The sequence below is a fragment of the Pediococcus ethanolidurans genome (genome assembly GCF_001437405.1).
GTDB lineage: Bacteria > Bacillota > Bacilli > Lactobacillales > Lactobacillaceae > Pediococcus > Pediococcus ethanolidurans.
The window spans coordinates 84907-103549 of sequence record NZ_JQBY01000007.1 but is presented as its reverse complement, the minus strand read 5'-3'; the positions used below and the strand labels follow the sequence as shown (position 1 = coordinate 103549).

At 37.6% G+C, this 18643-nt stretch carries 15 protein-coding genes; 3 read left to right on the top strand and 12 right to left on the bottom strand.

What is annotated here, in order from left to right; translation table 11 throughout:
• Positions 1 to 291 precede the first annotated feature (291 nt).
• From IV87_RS04430 to IV87_RS04400, 7 genes are all read right to left on the bottom strand, one after another.
• The gene (locus IV87_RS04430; RefSeq protein ID WP_057805850.1) at positions 292 to 1722 is read right to left on the bottom strand and encodes a sensor histidine kinase; all 1431 of its coding nucleotides are present in this window, start codon (positions 1720 to 1722) and stop codon (positions 292 to 294) included.
• Entirely contained in the window at positions 1691 to 2410 is a 720-nt protein-coding gene (locus IV87_RS04425) for a response regulator transcription factor (protein WP_057805848.1), read from the bottom strand. Before IV87_RS04425 ends, IV87_RS04430 begins: the two co-directional genes overlap by 32 nt.
• Before the next feature lie 27 nt (positions 2411 to 2437).
• Positions 2438 to 3554 (bottom strand): peptide chain release factor 2 gene (gene prfB / locus IV87_RS04420; RefSeq protein WP_143053162.1). Its coding sequence is split into 2 segments (ribosomal slippage): positions 2438 to 3481 and positions 3483 to 3554, totalling 1116 coding nucleotides; the frame shifts between segments, so codons are not numbered across the junction.
• Positions 3555 to 3639: 85 nt separating this feature from the next.
• Complete coding sequence (gene secA / locus IV87_RS04415; RefSeq protein ID WP_057805845.1) at positions 3640 to 6006, bottom strand: preprotein translocase subunit SecA; 2367 nt, start codon at positions 6004 to 6006, stop codon at positions 3640 to 3642.
• A 232-nt stretch (positions 6007 to 6238) separates the two neighbouring features.
• Positions 6239 to 6805 (bottom strand): ribosome hibernation-promoting factor, HPF/YfiA family, encoded by a 567-nt coding sequence (hpf, locus tag IV87_RS04410; protein WP_057805843.1) that lies wholly within the window; start codon positions 6803 to 6805, stop codon positions 6239 to 6241.
• Between the two features lie 138 nt (positions 6806 to 6943).
• Entirely contained in the window at positions 6944 to 7633 is a 690-nt protein-coding gene (locus IV87_RS04405; protein ID WP_057805842.1) for a ComF family protein, read from the bottom strand.
• A complete protein-coding gene (locus tag IV87_RS04400; RefSeq protein ID WP_057805841.1) occupies positions 7599 to 8948 on the bottom strand; it encodes an ATP-dependent helicase ComFA in 1350 nt (449 codons plus the stop codon). The genes IV87_RS04405 and IV87_RS04400 overlap by 35 nt, the downstream gene beginning before the upstream one ends.
• Before the next feature lie 48 nt (positions 8949 to 8996).
• Here IV87_RS04400 and IV87_RS04395 point away from each other — a divergent pair, with 48 nt between their 5' ends.
• Positions 8997 to 9635, top strand: a complete 639-nt coding sequence (locus IV87_RS04395) for a YigZ family protein (protein WP_057805839.1) — start codon at positions 8997 to 8999, stop codon at positions 9633 to 9635.
• A 28-nt stretch (positions 9636 to 9663) separates the two neighbouring features.
• Here IV87_RS04395 and IV87_RS04390 read toward each other — a convergent pair whose 3' ends face one another.
• The 4 genes from IV87_RS04390 to groES all read right to left on the bottom strand — a co-directional run bounded on the left by IV87_RS04390 (position 9664) and on the right by groES (position 15107).
• Positions 9664 to 10854: a glycosyltransferase family 4 protein gene (locus IV87_RS04390; protein WP_057805837.1), complete on the bottom strand. Its 1191-nt coding sequence runs from the start codon at positions 10852 to 10854 to the stop codon at positions 9664 to 9666.
• Between the two features lie 173 nt (positions 10855 to 11027).
• Complete coding sequence (locus IV87_RS04385) at positions 11028 to 12863, bottom strand: APC family permease (RefSeq protein WP_057805835.1); 1836 nt, start codon at positions 12861 to 12863, stop codon at positions 11028 to 11030.
• Positions 12864 to 13159: 296 nt separating this feature from the next.
• Complete coding sequence (gene groL / locus IV87_RS04380; RefSeq protein ID WP_057805833.1) at positions 13160 to 14791, bottom strand: chaperonin GroEL; 1632 nt, start codon at positions 14789 to 14791, stop codon at positions 13160 to 13162.
• Positions 14792 to 14822: 31 nt separating this feature from the next.
• A complete protein-coding gene (gene groES / locus IV87_RS04375) occupies positions 14823 to 15107 on the bottom strand; it encodes a co-chaperone GroES (protein WP_057805831.1) in 285 nt (94 codons plus the stop codon).
• A 183-nt stretch (positions 15108 to 15290) separates the two neighbouring features.
• Here groES and IV87_RS04370 point away from each other — a divergent pair, with 183 nt between their 5' ends.
• Positions 15291 to 15947, top strand: coding sequence for a CPBP family intramembrane glutamic endopeptidase (locus IV87_RS04370; RefSeq protein WP_057805830.1), 657 nt, complete (start codon positions 15291 to 15293; stop codon positions 15945 to 15947).
• Positions 15948 to 15951: 4 nt separating this feature from the next.
• Here the strand turns inward: IV87_RS04370 and IV87_RS04365 are convergent, their stop codons facing one another.
• Positions 15952 to 16575 carry a redox-sensing transcriptional repressor Rex gene (locus IV87_RS04365; RefSeq protein WP_057805828.1) on the bottom strand — a complete coding sequence of 208 codons (624 nt, stop codon included), beginning with the start codon at positions 16573 to 16575 and terminating at the stop codon, positions 15952 to 15954.
• A 112-nt stretch (positions 16576 to 16687) separates the two neighbouring features.
• Here IV87_RS04365 and IV87_RS04360 point away from each other — a divergent pair, with 112 nt between their 5' ends.
• Complete coding sequence (locus tag IV87_RS04360) at positions 16688 to 18625, top strand: ABC-F family ATP-binding cassette domain-containing protein (RefSeq protein ID WP_057805824.1); 1938 nt, start codon at positions 16688 to 16690, stop codon at positions 18623 to 18625.
• The last annotated feature ends 18 nt before the right edge of the window (positions 18626 to 18643 follow it).

Below are 18643 nucleotides of genomic sequence, written 5' to 3'. Positions count from 1 at the left end.
AATGCACTGATACAATAATTTTGATATCAGTTTTACTGTTCATTATTTAACATCAAACATTCTTAGTCCGGAGGTGATTGGTCTCAGGGGTGAAATTATTCTTAGTAATTTATTACTTAGAATAAGGCCGAGTTTGAAGACAAGTGTACTTCTTGACTTCAAATCGTGCCCACCCCGTTCCAGACCATGTGAGCTGTAGGACGGCATTTTAATCTAATTTTGTTACCAAGAACACTTTTATCAACGAAATGTGTTTTGGACTTTCAGCCTTTAGTTTCTAATTTATTGCATTTAATATTCAGGACTTGGCTTCCACTCTTTAGGAAAAGTTAAAATAAATTGAGAACCTTTTCCTGGTTCTGATTTCAGGCGAATTTCGCCACCAAGATTTTTGACACTCTCGGCAACAATTGGTAAGCCTAAACCAGTTCCACTAACTAGTTCACCCGGTTTATTTGCGTTAACCCGATAAAAGCGTTCAAAGACCTTATGTTGTTCTTCCGGGGCAATACCAATACCATCGTCTTCAACGATTAATTTCCATCGATTTGTTACCTCTTCATAGGACAACTTCACATGGCCGTGTGGGCGATTATAGCGAATCCCATTTGCAACCAGATTCTTAATGATTTGACCTAACTGTTGGGCATCTGTTTGAACTTTCACGTTCTCTGGAATTTGATTGGAAACTTCAACTTGATGCAGCTGAATTCCTCGATGTAATAGCTTAATCTCTTCCTGCCCTAAAGCAGCCAAATTACAATCGGCAATTTTTAAGGATTGTTCTCCGCCTGACTGGGTCCGTGAAATGGACAAAATATCATCTGCCAAACGAACCAACTTGCGACTTTCTTTTTGAATAATTCGCAAAAATTCATCAAGTTTATCAGGATCATTTTTGGCACCATTCATTAAGGTTTCGGCAAATCCGGAAATAGCGGTAATTGGTGTCCGAAGTTCATGACTAGCATTGCTGACAAAGTTTAATTGCATTTGTTCAACTGTCCATGCCTCCGTAATATCATACAGTAATACAATAACTTCAAAATGATGATGAACCTGTTTATTATAAACAACCGTTGCTTCAACCACCTTTTCACTCGGTTCACGCTTTAAATGAATCGTCCGATGATGGCTTCGCTTCGTTTCAAAAGTACGTTCAATTAAAGCCTGTAGATCATTTTGATTAATATCCATTGTATAAGGATGCGGATCTGTTTTAATTTGCAATTGAAGCAAATCTACCGTTGCCGGATTGGCTAACTGTACTTCCCGATGGCGATTAATTACTAAGACTCCCACCGGTAAATTATTTACAATGGCTTTTAATTCGTTACCCTGATTAGTTAAATTATGAATCTGATGACGATCATGCGATTCAATTTGGTTAACCGTCATGGTCAATTCGTAAAATGGATCATCTTTAGGTAAGACGATTTGACTTGCTTTTTCACCTTTTAAAACTTCTTGCAGTTTTTCGTTTAATGCTGCTTGACGCAATTGCGATTGGCGAAGGTTGCTCCAATAAACAACGACTTCGATGGCCGTTACAAAAATCGTAATGGCAAATAACAAAACATAGTTGATTTCTCTAGCACTAAAACTATGTTGGCCCTTCTGAACAGCCTTTAAAACTAAGAAAGCCATTAACAAATTACCAATAAAAGTGGTCAAGAAAAAGCGCAAGGTTCTATTCAGCATTTTTTTTCGTATTGAATTCATATCCAAAGCCTCTCACCGTTAAAATTAATTTTGCATCTTTGGGATTATTCTCAATTTTATCACGCAAATGACTAATATGAATATCAACCATTCGTGTTTGACCAGCATAATCATAACCCCAAACCGCATTTAATATTCTTTCACGACTTAAAACATGATCCGCATGATCCCATAAATAGACTAATAATTTGTATTCATTGGGGGTTAACGAAACTTTTTGTTGGTTTTTTCGTACTTCATAGCGATCCAAATCTAATGAAAGATCATCTACATGACGTATTTGAGAAGATGTTTCAGTTCCTAAAACAGGTTGATGGCCATTCTCTGTCCGCCGTAAAACTGCCTTGATTCTTGCAATCAACTCTCGTGGACTAAATGGTTTGGTTAAATAATCATCAGCACCAATTTCAAAACCAACTATTTTATCCAATTCATTATTTTTTGCAGTTAATATAATAACCGGAGTATCCTTTTGCATACCACGAATTTGTCGAATGGTTTCTAAGCCATCGATTCCTGGTAACATAAGATCCATGACAATCAAATCAGCGTCATTAGTTTTTAACCATGTTAGAGCTTGGTTGCCCGTTCCTACACTTGCAACCTGAAACCCCGCTTCATTCAGATTGTAAGTGAGCAACGTCACAATTGAGGGCTCATCGTCAACAACTAAAATTTTCTTATTCATGGCTTTGCCTCCGATCACACAAGGTATTTATTTGGGATTAGCCTGTTGTAGTTTCCACTGAAGATATGCATCAATAAAACCATCTAAGTCTCCATCCATAACGCCAGAAACATTGGCAGTTTCGTAATTTGTTCGATGATCTTTGACCATTGAATAAGGATGAAACACATAAGAACGAATCTGAGAACCCCAGCCAATTTCTAGCTGTTTCCCTTCAATTTTAGCACGTTGTTCAGCTTTTTTTTGTTCTTCACGTTCATATAATTTAGCTCGTAGCATTGACATCGCAGTTTGCCGATTTTGTAATTGTGATCGTTGAGCCTGACTAGCAACCACAATTCCAGTTGGTAAATGCGTAATTCTTACAGCCGAAGAAGTCTTATTAACATGCTGTCCACCAGCACCACTTGAACGATAAACGTCCACGCGCAGATCGTCTGGGTTAATTTTGACTTCAACTGAATCGTCGAGTTCGGGCATCACATCAACAGAAGCAAACGAGGTATGACGACGACCGGCAGCATCAAAAGGTGAGATACGAACTAATCGATGGACACCTTTTTCGGATCGCAAATAGCCATAAACATTATGGCCAGCAATAACCACACTGACACTATTAATACCCGCTACATCTCCCGCCTGATAATCTTCAATCGTGACGGTAAAATTATGCTGTTCAGCCCATCTTGTATACATCCGAAGCAACATAGCCCCCCAGTCCTGTGATTCAGTACCACCAGCTCCTGGATGAATTTCAATAATTGCATTATTTGCATCATATTTTTCATTCAGTAAAAGTCCCAAACGATAATCTCTTAAAGCTTTTTGCGTACTTGCAAAATCTTGTTCAAATTCGGTTTGCATATCTGCATCGTCTTCAGCTTCTAACAGTTCTTCAGTGACCTCTAAATTTTCCACTTGTGTTTGTAACGCATGAAATTGATCGTATTTTTGCTTTAATAAATTAGTTTCATCAATCAATTTTTGAGCCTTTTTTTGATCATTCCAGAAATCTGATTCACCCATTTTGGCTTCGTTGATCGAGATGCTTTCACTTAGTTTATCAAAGTCAAAGCGACCCCCTAAAGTCTGCGACTTCTTGGTTCATTTGATTAATTTGTTTCTTTGCTTCACTTAATTCCATTTTTTTAGCTCCTTAATTTTTTACTTGAAAAAAAGATTGGTCAAAACATAACGTTTTGATGCCAATCCTCTCTTTCTAACCTGAATTATCGTTGAATATTTTGACGAATTTCTGACTTCAAGAATAGACGCGTTGCATCATATTCAATATCTGAAACCATTTCTTCAAACATGCGATAACCATCAGATTGATATTCAACTAATGGATTTAATTGTCCATATCCACGCAAGCCAATTGATTGACGGAGTTGGTCCATTGCATCAATATGCTCAGTCCAATGTGCATCAACAACACGTAAAATAACAACTTTTTCAAATTCCAACATTTGTGCTGGATCATATAATTGTTTTTCTTTTTGAGCATAAATTTCTTTTGCTCGTTTCAGCAAATAGCCTTTAATTTCTTCAGGTGTTTTTTCAGTTAAATCACTAAGCGAAATACTATCTTCATTAACCATATTAGATTTAGCAAAATCTAATATAGTTTCGAGATCCCACTTCTTCTTATCAGTTCCTTGCGTATGCACATCAACCACCTGGTTCACTGTGCGTTCGATCATTGGAACCATGACATTCTTCAAAGAAGTCTTTGCCATAATCACACGTTGACGTTCACTATAAATCACTTCACGTTGCGCCCGCATAACGTCATCATACTGTAAAACATTTTTACGTGAATCATAGTTATTACCTTCAACACGTTTTTGCGCAGACTCAACCTGTTTGGTGATCATTCGACTTTGAATAACCGCATCATCATCAGAAACCTTAAGCCGTTGTAACAAATTCTTGATTCGCTCAGAACCAAAACGAATCATCAAATCGTCTTCCAGTGATAGATAAAATTGTGACATACCAGGATCACCTTGTCGCCCAGAACGGCCACGAAGCTGATTATCAATTCGTCGTGACTCATGACGTTCAGTCCCAATGACAGCCAATCCACCTAGTTCTTTAACTCCAGGTCCCAATTTAATATCAGTTCCTCGACCAGCCATATTAGTCGCAATTGTAACAGCGCCCTTTTGTCCGGCATTCATAATGATTTCGGCTTCTTTGGCATGGTTTTTGGCATTTAAAACAACATGCGGAATTTTCTCTGTGTCCAGTAAATGTGATAAATGTTCAGAAGTTTCAACCGCCACGGTACCAATTAACATCGGTTGGCCCTTAGCGTGTAACTGTTTGATTTCATTAACAACCGCATTAAATTTGCTATCTAACGTTGGATAAAGCAAGTCAGCACGATCATCACGAATCATCGGACGGTTAGTTGGGATTGAGATAACTTCCATATTATAAATTTCACGGAACTCTTCTTGTTCTGTTTTAGCAGTACCTGTCATTCCTGATAGCTTGTGATACATACGGAATAAGTTTTGGTACGTAATGTTGGCCATTGTTTTTGTTTCTTCTTGAATTTCAACATTTTCTTTGGCTTCAATCGCTTGATGCAGCCCATCAGAAAAACGACGACCTTCCATAACACGACCAGTAAACTGATCAACAATTAAGGCCTCGCCATCTTGCACAACGTAGTCCTTGTCTTTTAACATAATGTAATTTGCACGGAGCGCTTGATCTAGATGATGAGTCAACGAAGCGTTATCTACATCATAAAGATTTTTCAAATTGAAATACTTCTCAGCTTTTTCAATTCCAGTATCAGTTAAAGAAATTGATTTTGACTCCCAATCAATCTTATAATCTTTCTCCGCAGTCAAAGTCTTGGCAAATCGATCTGCTCGCCGATACATGTGAGTACCATTTTCAGATTGTCCAGAAATAATTAATGGTGTTCTGGCCTCATCAATTAAAATTGAATCAACTTCATCAATGATTGCAAAGTTAAGTGGTCGTTGAACCATGTCTTCTTTGTAAACAACCATATTATCACGCAAATAATCGAAACCAATTTCACTATTAGTGGAATACGTAATATCAGCCGCATAAGCTGCCCGTTTTTCTTCTGGTGATTTTTCAGCAATATTTAAACCAACACTTAAGCCAAGCCAGTTATACAACTCACCCATTTCAGTAGCGTCACGGCCAGACAAGTACTCATTAACAGTTACAACGTGTACACCTTTGCCACCCAAAGCATTTAAATAAACTGGCATAGTAGCTGTTAAAGTTTTACCTTCACCAGTTTTCATTTCGGCAATATTACCTTCGTGTAGCACAATGCCACCCATAATTTGAACATGGAATGGGAAAAGACCTAAGACTCGTTTTGCACCTTCACGAGCAACAGCAAATGCTTCTGGTAAAATATCGTCTAGCGTTTCGCCTTTTTCTAGCCGAGCCTTAAACTCAGGCGTTTTAGCTTGTAAATCTGCATCTGACAATTGACTGTATTCATCTTTGTATGCTTCAACTTTATTAGCCAATCGATCCAAACGTCTTTGATCACGCTTGTCACTTTCAACCCATTTTCTTAATACATTAGCCATTCAACAATTCCCCTCTTAAATCTAAACTCTGTTAATTTTTTTAAATTACATATTTGTTATTCCAAAAACTTGTAGACCATATAACATTTTAACATTACTACACCTATTTTTAAACAAAAAGAGTCAGAACTCGATACCAAACTATACAAAAAAACTGGAAAGCCAACAGCTATTTTTAGGGTTTACCTAAATTTAAGCTCCTGATTTCCAGTTTTAAACTTATTTTATTTAATTAATCATTGGATTCAATCAAACCATATCGACCATCATTACGGCGATATACAATGTTTACATCATCCGTTTCTGCATCTTGATAAACGAAGAAGTCATGGCCCAACATATCCATTTGCAAAACAGCTTCTTCACTATCCATTGGTTTTAATGAAACCCGTTTTGTTCTGACAATGTCAAATTTTGACTCTGATGAATCAGCATCTTCACCATCGTCCACATCAACGTCAGCGTTAGGAATCTCAACGCCTTTAAAGCCTTTTTCACGAGATTTACGATTAATTTTTGTTTTATATTTGCGGATTTGGCGTTCCAACTTATCAGTTACCAAATCAACACTTGCATACAGATCAGGTGATGTTTCTTCAGCTCTTAGTACCAAATATGGAAGTGGAATTGTAACCTCAACCTTAGCTGTTTTATCTGGATGAACCTTTAGGTTTACATGGGCCTTAGCGTTCATACTAGAGTCAAAATACTTCTCTAGTTTACTAATGCGTTTTTCCACATAATTTCTGATTGCTTCTGTCACTTCAATATTTTCGCCACGTACATTAAAATCAAGCATAAATCTTCTCTCCCTTCAGTAGCAAGCATCTGTGCTCGCCCAAACACGATATCGAAAGGACCACTCTTCTAATATCTTGCTTAATTCCATTATAAATGAAAACGCTATTTTAAACAAATGAAAAACGAGAAAAAATTATTAACGACATAACGTGATACTTTCAACAGTCCTACAGCCGGCTGCATACAGTGTTTCTGCAGCATGCCGAAGTGTTCTTCCTGTTGTATAGACGTCATCGAGTAATAAAATCTGCTTATCTTTGATCTGTTCTGGACATTCTACATCAATTTGAAAATGATTACTAGTTTTCAAGCGTTCATGCCGTTTCTTTTGCGACTGTCGCTTTTCATCTGCATTACGTTTCATATTCAAAATTTCAATTGTTTGTAAATCTTCAAGTAATCCTGTTACCTGATTGAATCCACGTGTTTGCCAAGTTTGATCATCAATCGGCAACGCAACCAAATAATCTGCTTTACTCTGTGCTGCAATAAATTGAGAAAAGACTCTCGCAAACACGTGACGTAATTGATAGTGTCCTTGAAATTTGTAGTCGTGCATATACTGCTTCATTGTGGCATCATACTGATACAGGGCATGATTAACAAAATGATAATTAACTTTAGCTTGCCATTTTTGACAATCTTGACATAAATTCTTTGAACCCTGATGACGCCCGCAACCCACACAACTTGTTTTTAATCTAATTTTATGAAAAGTACCTAAGCATTCTGCACACGTGGTACTTATTCGTTTTCTTTGTGGAAGTATTAAGGATCCCAACGGCCACGCTTCACGTATCTGACGGTGACACAGAAGACATTGCATGTTCTTCCTCCTTCGCTTTTCGATTAACGAATTTGATTTGTTGAATCGCTCTCTTAACCGAACGAGATAATCCCGCACAGATAAATAAGACATTTCCAGTTGGTCGTTTTGGACTACGCCCCACTCGTCCTGCAATTTGAACCAGCGCTGCAGACGAAAAGGTGTCATCGTCCGCCCCTAATACACAAACGTCGATTCCAGGGAAAGTAACACCTCGTTCTAAAATTGTCGTCGTAATCAGCCCATCAATCTCATGATTTCGCATTGCCTGCACCTTTTCTAGTCGTTGTTCATCTGCTGAAAAGACGGTGGTTATTTTTAAACTAGGAAATATTTTTGCAACTGCTTTTAACACAAACGGCAAGTGCTTAATGTGAGGAACAAAAATTAAAAACTGACGATTGACTTCTTGACAATTTTTAATAAATTTTTTCAAAGGTCTAATCAACTTTTGGGCATACATTTTAGAATACCAATTTAAAACTAATTTAACCTGAATTTCTGGCAATGGAAAGCCATGAAACCGTCGAGGTAAATAACTGACGGCAAGTTGTTTTTGGCGTACCTTTTTTAACAGTTCTTCTCCTGGAGTAGCTGTCAAAAATAAACACGAACCAGTCTCTTTCTTGGCTTGTGTAGTGGCATATAATAATTTTTTGTTTTGAGCATATGGAAAAGCATCCACCTCATCAATAATCAAAACGTCAAAAGCATGGTAAAATCTTAATAGTTGATGGGTTGTGGCAATAGTTAATTGTGTATAACGGTAAGGCTCAGTTTGACGGCCATGAAGCAACGCAATGTCAACCTGCTTAAATGCTGCTTGTAGCCGTGGAAAAAGTTCTAAACAGACATCCACACGCGGCGAAGCTAAACAGACTCGTTTTCCCGCTTGTAAAGCTTCATTAATTCCAGGAAATAGCATTTCTGTTTTTCCAGCACCCGTCACAGCCCATAAAAGATGGTCTCTACCATGATTGAAGGAGTGAATCACTTCTTTTGAACACCGTAGTTGGCTTTCTGTAAGCTTACCTTCCCAAGTTAAATAATGCGCAAGTTGTTTAAATTGGTTAGGTTCTTTAAGCGTGAAAAAGTTTTCTAAAGTTGTGACTCTTCCCAATTGAATACATGCAGGACAGTAGAACTCTTGTCTGGGTAATTGAACTAGTGATTTTACAAACCAGGTATTACAACGTAGGCAATGTACACGACTCTCATTGACAGCCATGGTTGGCATTTTGATAGTTTTGATCCCTTCGTCTTTCCAGTTTCGTGTTTTCAAAACTAGCCGCCCATAAAATTCGGATTTGTCCATTTTTATCACCCAGTAATTAAGTACGCAAAAAAGAAAGGTAAATTTTCCATGACCAGTAATTTTACTACAATTTCTAAAAACGGTACTCACGAACTTGAAATCAAAAAATCACGTTTTATTGCGACTGCTTTCCGCATTCAAAACGAAACGGATGCACTTAATTTTATTGATCAAATTAAGCTTAATCATCGTAAAGCCAATCACCATTGTTTTGCATACATGATTGGTAATGATAATCATATTCAAAGAGCAAGCGATGATGGTGAGCCCTCAGGAACTGCCGGAGTTCCAATTCTGGAGGTACTTCAAAAAAAGGATGTTCATAACGTTTTAGTGGTAGTTACCCGCTATTTTGGCGGAATCAAGCTTGGTGCCGGTGGGCTAATCCGCGCATACAGTAATTCTACGTCACAAGTATTAGACGAAATTGGTCTCGTCGAACGCATTGAACAGACCACCTTAGTTCTAACGATCGACTATTCACAATACGACCCAGTCACCCACTGGTTAAGCACACACGATCTTATCGTTCAAAATACCCAATATGCGGAAAAAATCACGATAACAATTCCGGTGATAACTGAACATATTGAACAATTTAAACAAAACATCACAAATCTTTTAAACGGTCACGTTACTTTTCAAACGACTGGTAAACAATTTAACGAAGTACCAGTAAAAAAATAAACATTAAAAACTACCCAGTGAGTAGTTTTTAATGTTTATTTTTAGAATCGGTATCATTTTGTTTTTTTTGTTCTGCTTTAATCTTTGCAGCTCGTTGTCTTTCTTCGCGTTCATTTTCCAATTGATCGCTGGTTTCTTTAGATGTATTTGAAGTAACAATTTTTTGAATCCAATTCAAAAGCGGTCTGCGGTCTTGACCGACCAACCCAATTGCTTCCACAAATAATTCCAACCCAATTAAAATACCAATTGTTAACAAAACTGATCCCCAAATTGGTGAGATCGGATATAACAGTGCAATAAAAGAAAAGATCAGTGAAATACCATAAATCACAAAAACAGTTTGTCGATGCGTTAATCCCATCTGCATTAAGCGGTGATGTAAATGGCGTTTATCTGCTTGAGAAATCGACTGTTTGTTTAAAATTCGTCTCAACATGGCAAAAACCGTATCGGTAATGGGTACACCTAAAATCATAACTGGAATGATAACAGATATAAACGTGGCATTCTTCAATCCTGATAACGAAAATACCGAAATCATGAATCCAATAAACAATGCACCGGTATCGCCTAAATAAATACGAGCTGGAAAAAAGTTGTAGGGTAAGAACCCAATTTCAGCTGCTACCAGTGTAAAAATCATAATAACCGTGTAAATGTTAGGCGTCGGCAAGAAGAAGAGTCCCGTAATTCCCGTTGTAAATAAGGCAATAATGGAAACACCCGTAGCCAGCCCATCCAAACCATCAATTAAATTGATCGCGTTGGTAATCGCCGCTATCCATAAATACGTGATTGGAAAGCTAAGCCAACCCAATCCAACCGTTCCTAGAAATGGAATCGTTAACGTGGTCATTCGTACATTGGCAAAGACGAAAACTTCAATTGCTGCAAGTGAAATACCGATCATTTTTTGATAAGGTTTTAGGACAAAAATATCATCAATTATCCCTGTTAGGACAATGATGCATTCACCACCAAAGATTCCCCACAATTGCCTTGTAGGAATTTGCGCTCTCAATAGAAAGAAAGTGGCAAAATTAAAAGCAAGAAAAATTGCCAAGCCACCCATTGTGGGCATTGGAATTTTATTTACTCGCCGTGCAGAAGGCTCATCCACTGCGCCAACTTTAAATGCGAGTCGTCTAACAAACGGCGTTAGTACGGCAGAGATAATTGCTGTCGCAAATAAGCTTACAATAATTTCAAATCGCATGTTAGACCTCTTTTCTAGACATTATAACTATTATACAAAGCCGACATAAGTAACACAAGTCATTTTATGATACCACTTACACCTTAAATCAAAACAAAAAACTGACGGTTTAATTATATTTTTATCACCGCCAGTTTGATTATTCCTTATTAAATTAACTAAATTTTAGAAAACTATTCATTTAAATGATAATGATAGGTTGAAACAATAATATTTTCGCGTGAATTAAGCGCTGCACGTAATCGCAATCCAGTTTGATTATGCAAAATATTTTGCCAAGGCCTTCGCGGAACAAACTGCGGTACAAGCACAGTGGTCGTATAGTTACGTTCTGATGCTCGTCGTGCAATCACATCGCAAAAACGTAAAGTTGGATTAGCGATTGATCGATACGAAGAATGAATATCTACAAATCGAACGTCAGGATACTCCGCTTTAAACTCAACCGCTGTCTTATGTTCTTTTTTAGGATCCGCATCAAACGAAACATGCATCGCAATTACATAATCGCCAATTGAACGCGCATAATTGATTGCTCCGGCGGTCACACGTGTGACATTGCTAACCAACACAATCACCGTTGAACCATCATAATCGTGCAGTTGAACTTTACCTTTGGCTGCAATACGCAGTTGTTTTGCGACTTTAACGTAATGTTGATGAATCTTATAGAACAATCGTAAAAGTGCAGGCATCACAATTAAGTAAGGCCAAACATTGCCAAAATGTAAGAAGAACAAACAAACAACTAATCCAAGCGATAAAACTGCTCCCAATAAGTTTGCAGACGATTTTAATAACCAGTGTCCTGTCCGTTCACGGAACCAGTGAACGATCATCCCCGATTGTGATAGTGTAAACGGCACAAACACCCCCACTGCATAAAGCGGGATTAAGAGACTTGTTTGACCGTGGAAAATGATAATTAACACAATCGCACCAACGGCTAAAGAAATGATACCGTTAGAATAACCCAAACGATCTCCACGATCCATATAAGCATGTGGCATATATTTATCCTTAGCCAAATTATAAGCTAACATTGGAAATGCCGAAAAACCTGTGTTAGCTGCAACAGCCAAAATTAAAGCGGTCGATAATTGCAATAAATAGAAAAACAGACCGTGACCAAACACGGATTCTCCAATTTGAGAAAGAACGGTTTGATTTGCATTCGGTAAAATTCCACCAGCATAACTTAAGAATGTAATTCCGGCAAAGAAAACAGCCAAAATTAATGCCATGATTGCCAAAGTATTAGCAGCATTTTTACGACGTGGACGTTTAAAATTAGGAACAGCATTACTAATTGCTTCAACACCTGTTAAAGATGAAGAACCAGATGACAATGCCTTTAAGAAAAGCACAATAGTCATCCCGGGTACAGCAGAACCCACACTGGCTGCAGCATGTGCCACAACACGACCAGTAATGATATTAAAGAAACCAATCCCAATCATAATGGTGATCATTACAATAAAGAAATAAACTGGAAAAGTTAAAAAAGAGGCCGAATCTCTTAAGCCCCGTAAGTTGAGGGCCATAATACCAATAACAATTAAAATTGCAATTGGAACTGCATAAGCATGAAGACTAGGGATAGCTGAAGTAATTGCTTCAGTTCCTGAAGTGACACTAACGGCCACGGTCAACATGTAATCTACTAGTAAAGAGCCACCGGCAACCAATCCAGCTGACTGTCCCCAATTAGTACTAGCAACAACGTACGCACCACCACCAGATGGATACGCATTAATAATTTGTCGATACGAGATGGTAATCGCAAACAAAAGAACTAAAACAATTCCCGCTACCGGGATTGCATACCAAGTTGCCGCTGCCGAAAGAACCAGTAAAACAGAGAGAATCTGTTCAGTTCCGTAAGCAATGGATGACAAAGCATCTGAAGACAACAAAGCCAAAGCTCTAAACTTAGTTAATGATTGTCCACCTTCATCTAAGGTTTTTAACGGTTTTCCAATCAAGAGCCGTTTTAGATAACGCCACATTTTATAATGCTCCTCTACAAAAATAAAATTAACCCGAGTAAAAACTCGGGCAGTGCAAATCAAAAATAAGTTTACTACAAATGAATCTGTTATTCTATATCCAGTTTTCATTTTTTCATGAAATTCGCGAACTTAAATGCAAACTGATTACCACGCAGTCCATTCAAACACATCTCAGAACGAAGTGCAACTTTAATATTCATTTTCATATTAATCGGCTTTTTATCATTAATTTACAACAAAAAAAGCCTCAAAATCAGATTTTTCTGACTTTGAGACTTTAAACCATTTATAGCTTACATCATGCCGCCCATACCACCTGGTTGTGGTTGTGCACCAGCTGCAGCATCATCCTTTGGTTCGGGCTTATCAGCAACAACAGCTTCTGTTGTTAATAACAAAGCTGAAACACTGGCAGCGTTTTGCAAAGCTGAACGTGTCACCTTAGTTGGATCAACAATTCCAGCCTTAACCATGTCATCCCAGTTACCAGTAGCAGCATTGTAGCCAATACCTGGTTTTTGTTTCTTCAAGTTCTCAACAACGACAGAACCCTCGGCACCAGCATTTTCTGCAATTTGACGAACTGGTTCTTCTAAAGCACGTTTAACAATATTAACACCAGTTAACTCATCGCCATCAGCCTTGATACCATCAAGTGATGAAATTGCATTAACTAAAGCAGTACCACCACCAGGAACAAAGCCTTCTTCAACAGCGGCTCTTGTGGCATTCAATGCATCTTCAATTCGGTACTTCTTCTCTTTTAATTCTGTTTCAGTAGCTGCACCGACACGGACAACAGCCACACCGCCAGCTAATTTAGCCAAACGTTCTTGCAACTTTTCTTTATCAAAATCAGAAGTAGTTTCTGAAATTTGTTGTTTGATTGTTGCAACTCGTTCTGCGATTTGGTCTTTGTTACCAGCACCTTCAACGATAGTTGTATCATCTTTTGTAACTGTAACTTTGTTAGCTTGACCTAACTGATCAATAGTCGTATCTTTCAAGTTCAACCCTAAATCATCAGTAATAACTGTTCCACCTGTTAAAATACCGATATCTTCAAGTTGTGCCTTACGACGATCACCAAAGCCAGGTGCCTTAACAGCTACAACATTAAATGTTCCACGCATTTTGTTCAATACCAAAGTTGGTAAAGCTTCACCTGTAATGTCATCAGCAATAATTAAAAGTGAACGACTTTGTTCAACAACAGATTGCAATAATGGCAGAATATCTTGGATGTTGCTAATCTTTTTGTCAGTAATTAAGATGTACGGATTATCTAGATCTGCCTCCATCTTATCGTTATCAGTAACCATGTATTGTGACATGTAGCCACGATCGAATTGCATTCCTTCAACCACGTCAAGTGTTGTATCAACACCACGTGACTCTTCAACTGTAATTACACCATCGTTACCCACTTTTTCCATGGCGTCAGCAATCAACTTACCAACTTCTTCATTAGCAGCTGAAATTGAAGCAACCTGAGCAATATCATCCTTAGTCTTAACATCATGAGACATCTTGTGAAGACCTTCAACAGCTGCCTTAGTTGCACGTTCAATTCCGCGACGAATCCCAACAGGATTTGCACCAGCAGTTACGTTCTTCATACCTTCATTAACAATTGCTTGTGTCAAAACAGTTGCCGTTGTTGTACCATCGCCGGCAATGTCATTTGTCTTAGAAGCAACTTCGGATACTAACTTAGCACCCATGTTTTCAAAATGATCTTCAAGATCGATTGCTTTGGCAATTGTGACACCATCATTTGTAATTGTTGGTGAACCGTAAGACTGTTCCAAAACAACGTTACGACCCTTTGGTCCAATGGTTGATTTAACTGTATCAGCTAATTTATCAACACCCTTTAACATTTTTGTTCGTGCATCTTCAGAAAATTTAATTTCTTTTGCCATAAATATTTCACCTCAAAATTTTTTAGTTTGTTTAGTCAATAACTGCTACAATATCTTTTTCATGAAGTACCAAGTACTTCTTGTCTTCATACGAAACTTCAGTACCGGCATACTTATCAAAAATTACTGTATCGCCGGCCTTAACAGAAGGTGCAACCTTTTCACCGTTATCTAGTACGCGTCCTTCACCCACAGCAACAACTTTGCCGCTTTGTGACTTTTCCTTAGCATTACTTGCAAGGACAATGCCACCAACAGTTTGTTCTTCTTCTTCCTGTGCTTCTAGTATCACGCGATCTCCTAATGGTTTTAACAAAATGAATCCCTCCAGTTATATATTTATGAATATTTAGCACTCTTAGTTGCTAAGTGCTAACAACAATATTTACTATATCATTCTTGAACTAGAATGCAAGTATTTTACTGACCTTTTTTGACAAAAGACTTTTCGAACCGCGCAAACATGCTATACTAAGGGAATACTTGTGAGGTGTTCAGTATGAAACTTGAAAAGAAATCCATCTATATATTAATTACGTATTTAATCGTTTATCTCTTGCCAAGTTTTTTAAATAGTTCCTTTAAATTAACACATGCAGTAATTTTTAATGTTCAAATTATTGATTATTTGGTCGGTGCCATTATTCTAAGTTTCTTGGCCTTCCATGATATGCCTAAAAACTATCCTGAAAAAAAATCGAGCCATGCTTGGCAGATTGTTCTGTGGGGCATTCTCGGTTTTATTATTGTCATAATTTTACAAACGATTATTCTTCGCTTAACCATTCAGGCTGGGGAAAACGCTGCTTCTCAAAATACGAATAATTTGTTAGCCATTGTCAAACACTATCCACTGTATGCCCTAATTCTTATAGTCGGGGCACCCATTATGGAAGAGATTGTTTTCCGCAAAGTACTGTTTGGCAATCTTGCGACATTATTTGGTTTTCTCGGCCCCAATATTGCCCAGCTTCTTACCTCCCTGTTGGCTAGCACTTTATTTGCGTTTGCACATGCAGACGGTCACTTAGTTTTATACGGTGCTATTGGCTTATGGTTTTGTTGGCTTTATCATCATACCGGCAAAATTCAAACTTCCATGATTGCACATATATTAATGAACTCTTTAGTTGTTTTACCCCTATTGACTCTTTAAACCATTAATCATGATTAATTGCGTAAATTAAAGTCTGAAGTTCATTAGTTAAATCAATATTTTGAATTCGAATGCCATCTGGAACAGAAATTCGAACCGTCGTGAAATTCATAATTCCTTTAATACCAGCTTGCATTAATTTATCGACAACTTTTTGTGCAATAGTTGCGGGAATCGTAATAATGGCAATTTCAATCCGTTGATCTTTAAGCTGTTCTTGCAATTGGTCCATTCCGTATACTGGCACATTACTTTGAACCGACCCGATCAACTGGGGATCAATATCAAACGCTGCGCTAATGCGTACATTGCTATTTTTATGAAAATTAAAATTTAACAACGCATGCCCTAAATTTCCAACGCCAATTAACGCCACATTAGTCAATGTGTCTTGATCCAAAATTTTCTTAAAAAAATCAATGAGCTTGTGAACATCATAACCGTAGCCCCGTTTACCTAGCGGACCAAAATAGGAAAAATCGCGTCTAATCGTCGCCGCATCAACTTGAATAGATTCAGCTAATTCTGCTGAAGAAACACGTAATTTATTTGCATACAATAAGTTATTTAAATAGCGATAATAAAGTGGTAACCGTTTTGCGGTCGCTTCTGGAATTTTAGTTTCCATCCTTAAACCTCCAATGAAGTTTGTGAATAATTAACAAACTCTATTTTACCACTTACAACAAGAAACAAAATTTAAGATATAATAAAATAGCAACATGAAAGGATGAATGATTGTGATCTTATTACAGGCTCAAGATGTTAGCCGTGAGTTTAGCGGCGACCCCTTGTTTTCTCATGTAACTTTTGATATTCAAGAACAGGATAGAATCGGACTAGTTGGCAGAAACGGTGCCGGCAAAACAACCCTGCTCAAAATGTTAATTGGCGACACACAACCAGATAGTGGTGAAATCACAACCAAAAAAGAGCTATCAATCGGGTACCTTGCACAAAATCAAGGCTTAAATACTGATAACTTAATCTGGGATGAAATGCTGACAGTTTTCAAAAAAGTAATTCAACTCGAAAAAGAGATTCATGAATTAGAAAAACAACTTGGTGATCCAACTATTATTGCTAATTCTGAAAAATTTGAAAAACTGTCTAATGTATATGATCAAAAACAACAAACGTTTAAAACACAAAATGGTTTCGGCTATCAGGCTGAAATTCGAGGAGTTTTACATGGCTTTGGCTTTGAAGAATCAGTTTATCAACGATCCGTAAATACCCTGTCAGGCGGTCAAAAGACTAAATTAGCGTTGGCCAAATTATTGTTAGAGCAACACGATCTGCTAGTTTTGGATGAACCAACCAATCATCTTGATATGAATACATTGGCCTGGCTGGAAAAATACATTAAGTCATACAGCGGTGCCCTACTTATTGTATCCCATGATCGTTATTTTTTGGATCATGTGGTCACGCGTACCCTTGATTTAGATCGAAAAACGTTGACAACTTATACAGGAAATTATTCTGACTATGTAGATCAAAAAGCAGCACGTTTAAAGAGTGAGTGGAAAGCTTATGAAAAGCAGCAAACTAAAATCGATAAACTAGAAGATTTCGTTAACAAAAACTTGGTTCGTGCTTCTACTACCAAAAGAGCACAAAGCAGACGAAAACAATTAGAAAAAATGACCGTTTTAGAGCGTCCTACCGATAATAACGCCGAAGTGCACTTTCATTTTGCTGCCAAATATTCTAGCGGTAACGTTGTGTTAACTGTGCAAAACGCTGCTATCGGTTATGATCAACACGTTTTATCATCACCAATAAATATTGAGTTAAACAAACACCATGTTCTAGGTATTGTGGGACCAAACGGAATTGGAAAATCAACTTTATTAAAGAGTATCCTTGGACAAATTCCATTGCTTGCTGGCACTGTGAAACTTGGAGCTGGTGTTGAAATTGGCTACTACGACCAGGAACAACACAATTTGGATGATAAAAAAACCGTTTTAAATGAATTATGGGATCAACACCCATTAGTATCAGAAAAAGATATTCGTTCTTTACTTGGCAGTTTTTTATTTTCTGGAGATAATGTTTTAAAACCCGTTAAAAACTTAAGTGGTGGTGAACGAGCAAGGCTGCTCCTAACCAAACTCACGATGCAGGCTGACAATTTTTTAATTTTGGATGAACCTACTAATCATTTAGATATTGATAGTCGTGAAGTACTTGAAAATGCGCTTAATGAGTTCGATGGCACTGTCCTATTTGTCTCACATGATCGTTATTTCATTAACCGTGTGGCCACTGAGATTCTTGAAATTTCACCTCAAGGCAGTCAGCTATTCTTAGGCGATTACGACTATTACCTAATGAAAAAAGAAGATCAGAAAGTGGCCTCATCAACGGCTGCAAACCAGGAAACCGCGGTCACTGACAATAATTCTAAAAAACAAGATTATCTCGCTTCTAAAGAGGATCAAAAAGCTCAACGTAAACTACAACGAGAAGTGGAAAAACAGGAAAATAAATTAGACGAGTTGGCTGCAACTGAGAATAAAATTCAAACTCAAATGGCGGATCCGCAATTCTTCAATGACCATTTGAAGCTTGAAGAACTGCAAAACACCTTAAACGCAACACAAGCACAAATCACGGAAGTTGAAAATAAATGGACTCAGCTTAGCGAACAACTTGAAAAATTAAACTAAAAAAGGCCAAGTTTTTGA

Excerpts from the sequence above, each read along its gene's own strand:
- IV87_RS04430 (WP_057805850.1), bottom strand. The coding sequence starts at position 1,722 with ATGAATTCAATACGAAAAAAAATGCTGAATAGAACCTTGCGCTTTTTC.
- IV87_RS04425 (WP_057805848.1), bottom strand. The coding sequence starts at position 2,410 with ATGAATAAGAAAATTTTAGTTGTTGACGATGAGCCCTCAATTGTGACG.
- secA (WP_057805845.1), bottom strand. The coding sequence starts at position 6,006 with ATGGCTAATGTATTAAGAAAATGGGTTGAAAGTGACAAGCGTGATCAA.
- hpf (WP_057805843.1), bottom strand. The coding sequence starts at position 6,805 with ATGCTTGATTTTAATGTACGTGGCGAAAATATTGAAGTGACAGAAGCA.
- IV87_RS04405 (WP_057805842.1), bottom strand. The coding sequence starts at position 7,633 with ATGCAATGTCTTCTGTGTCACCGTCAGATACGTGAAGCGTGGCCGTTG.
- IV87_RS04400 (WP_057805841.1), bottom strand. The coding sequence starts at position 8,948 with ATGGACAAATCCGAATTTTATGGGCGGCTAGTTTTGAAAACACGAAAC.
- IV87_RS04395 (WP_057805839.1), top strand. The coding sequence starts at position 8,997 with ATGACCAGTAATTTTACTACAATTTCTAAAAACGGTACTCACGAACTT.
- IV87_RS04390 (WP_057805837.1), bottom strand. The coding sequence starts at position 10,854 with ATGCGATTTGAAATTATTGTAAGCTTATTTGCGACAGCAATTATCTCT.
- IV87_RS04385 (WP_057805835.1), bottom strand. The coding sequence starts at position 12,863 with ATGTGGCGTTATCTAAAACGGCTCTTGATTGGAAAACCGTTAAAAACC.
- groL (WP_057805833.1), bottom strand. The coding sequence starts at position 14,791 with ATGGCAAAAGAAATTAAATTTTCTGAAGATGCACGAACAAAAATGTTA.
- IV87_RS04370 (WP_057805830.1), top strand. The coding sequence starts at position 15,291 with ATGAAACTTGAAAAGAAATCCATCTATATATTAATTACGTATTTAATC.
- IV87_RS04365 (WP_057805828.1), bottom strand. The coding sequence starts at position 16,575 with ATGGAAACTAAAATTCCAGAAGCGACCGCAAAACGGTTACCACTTTAT.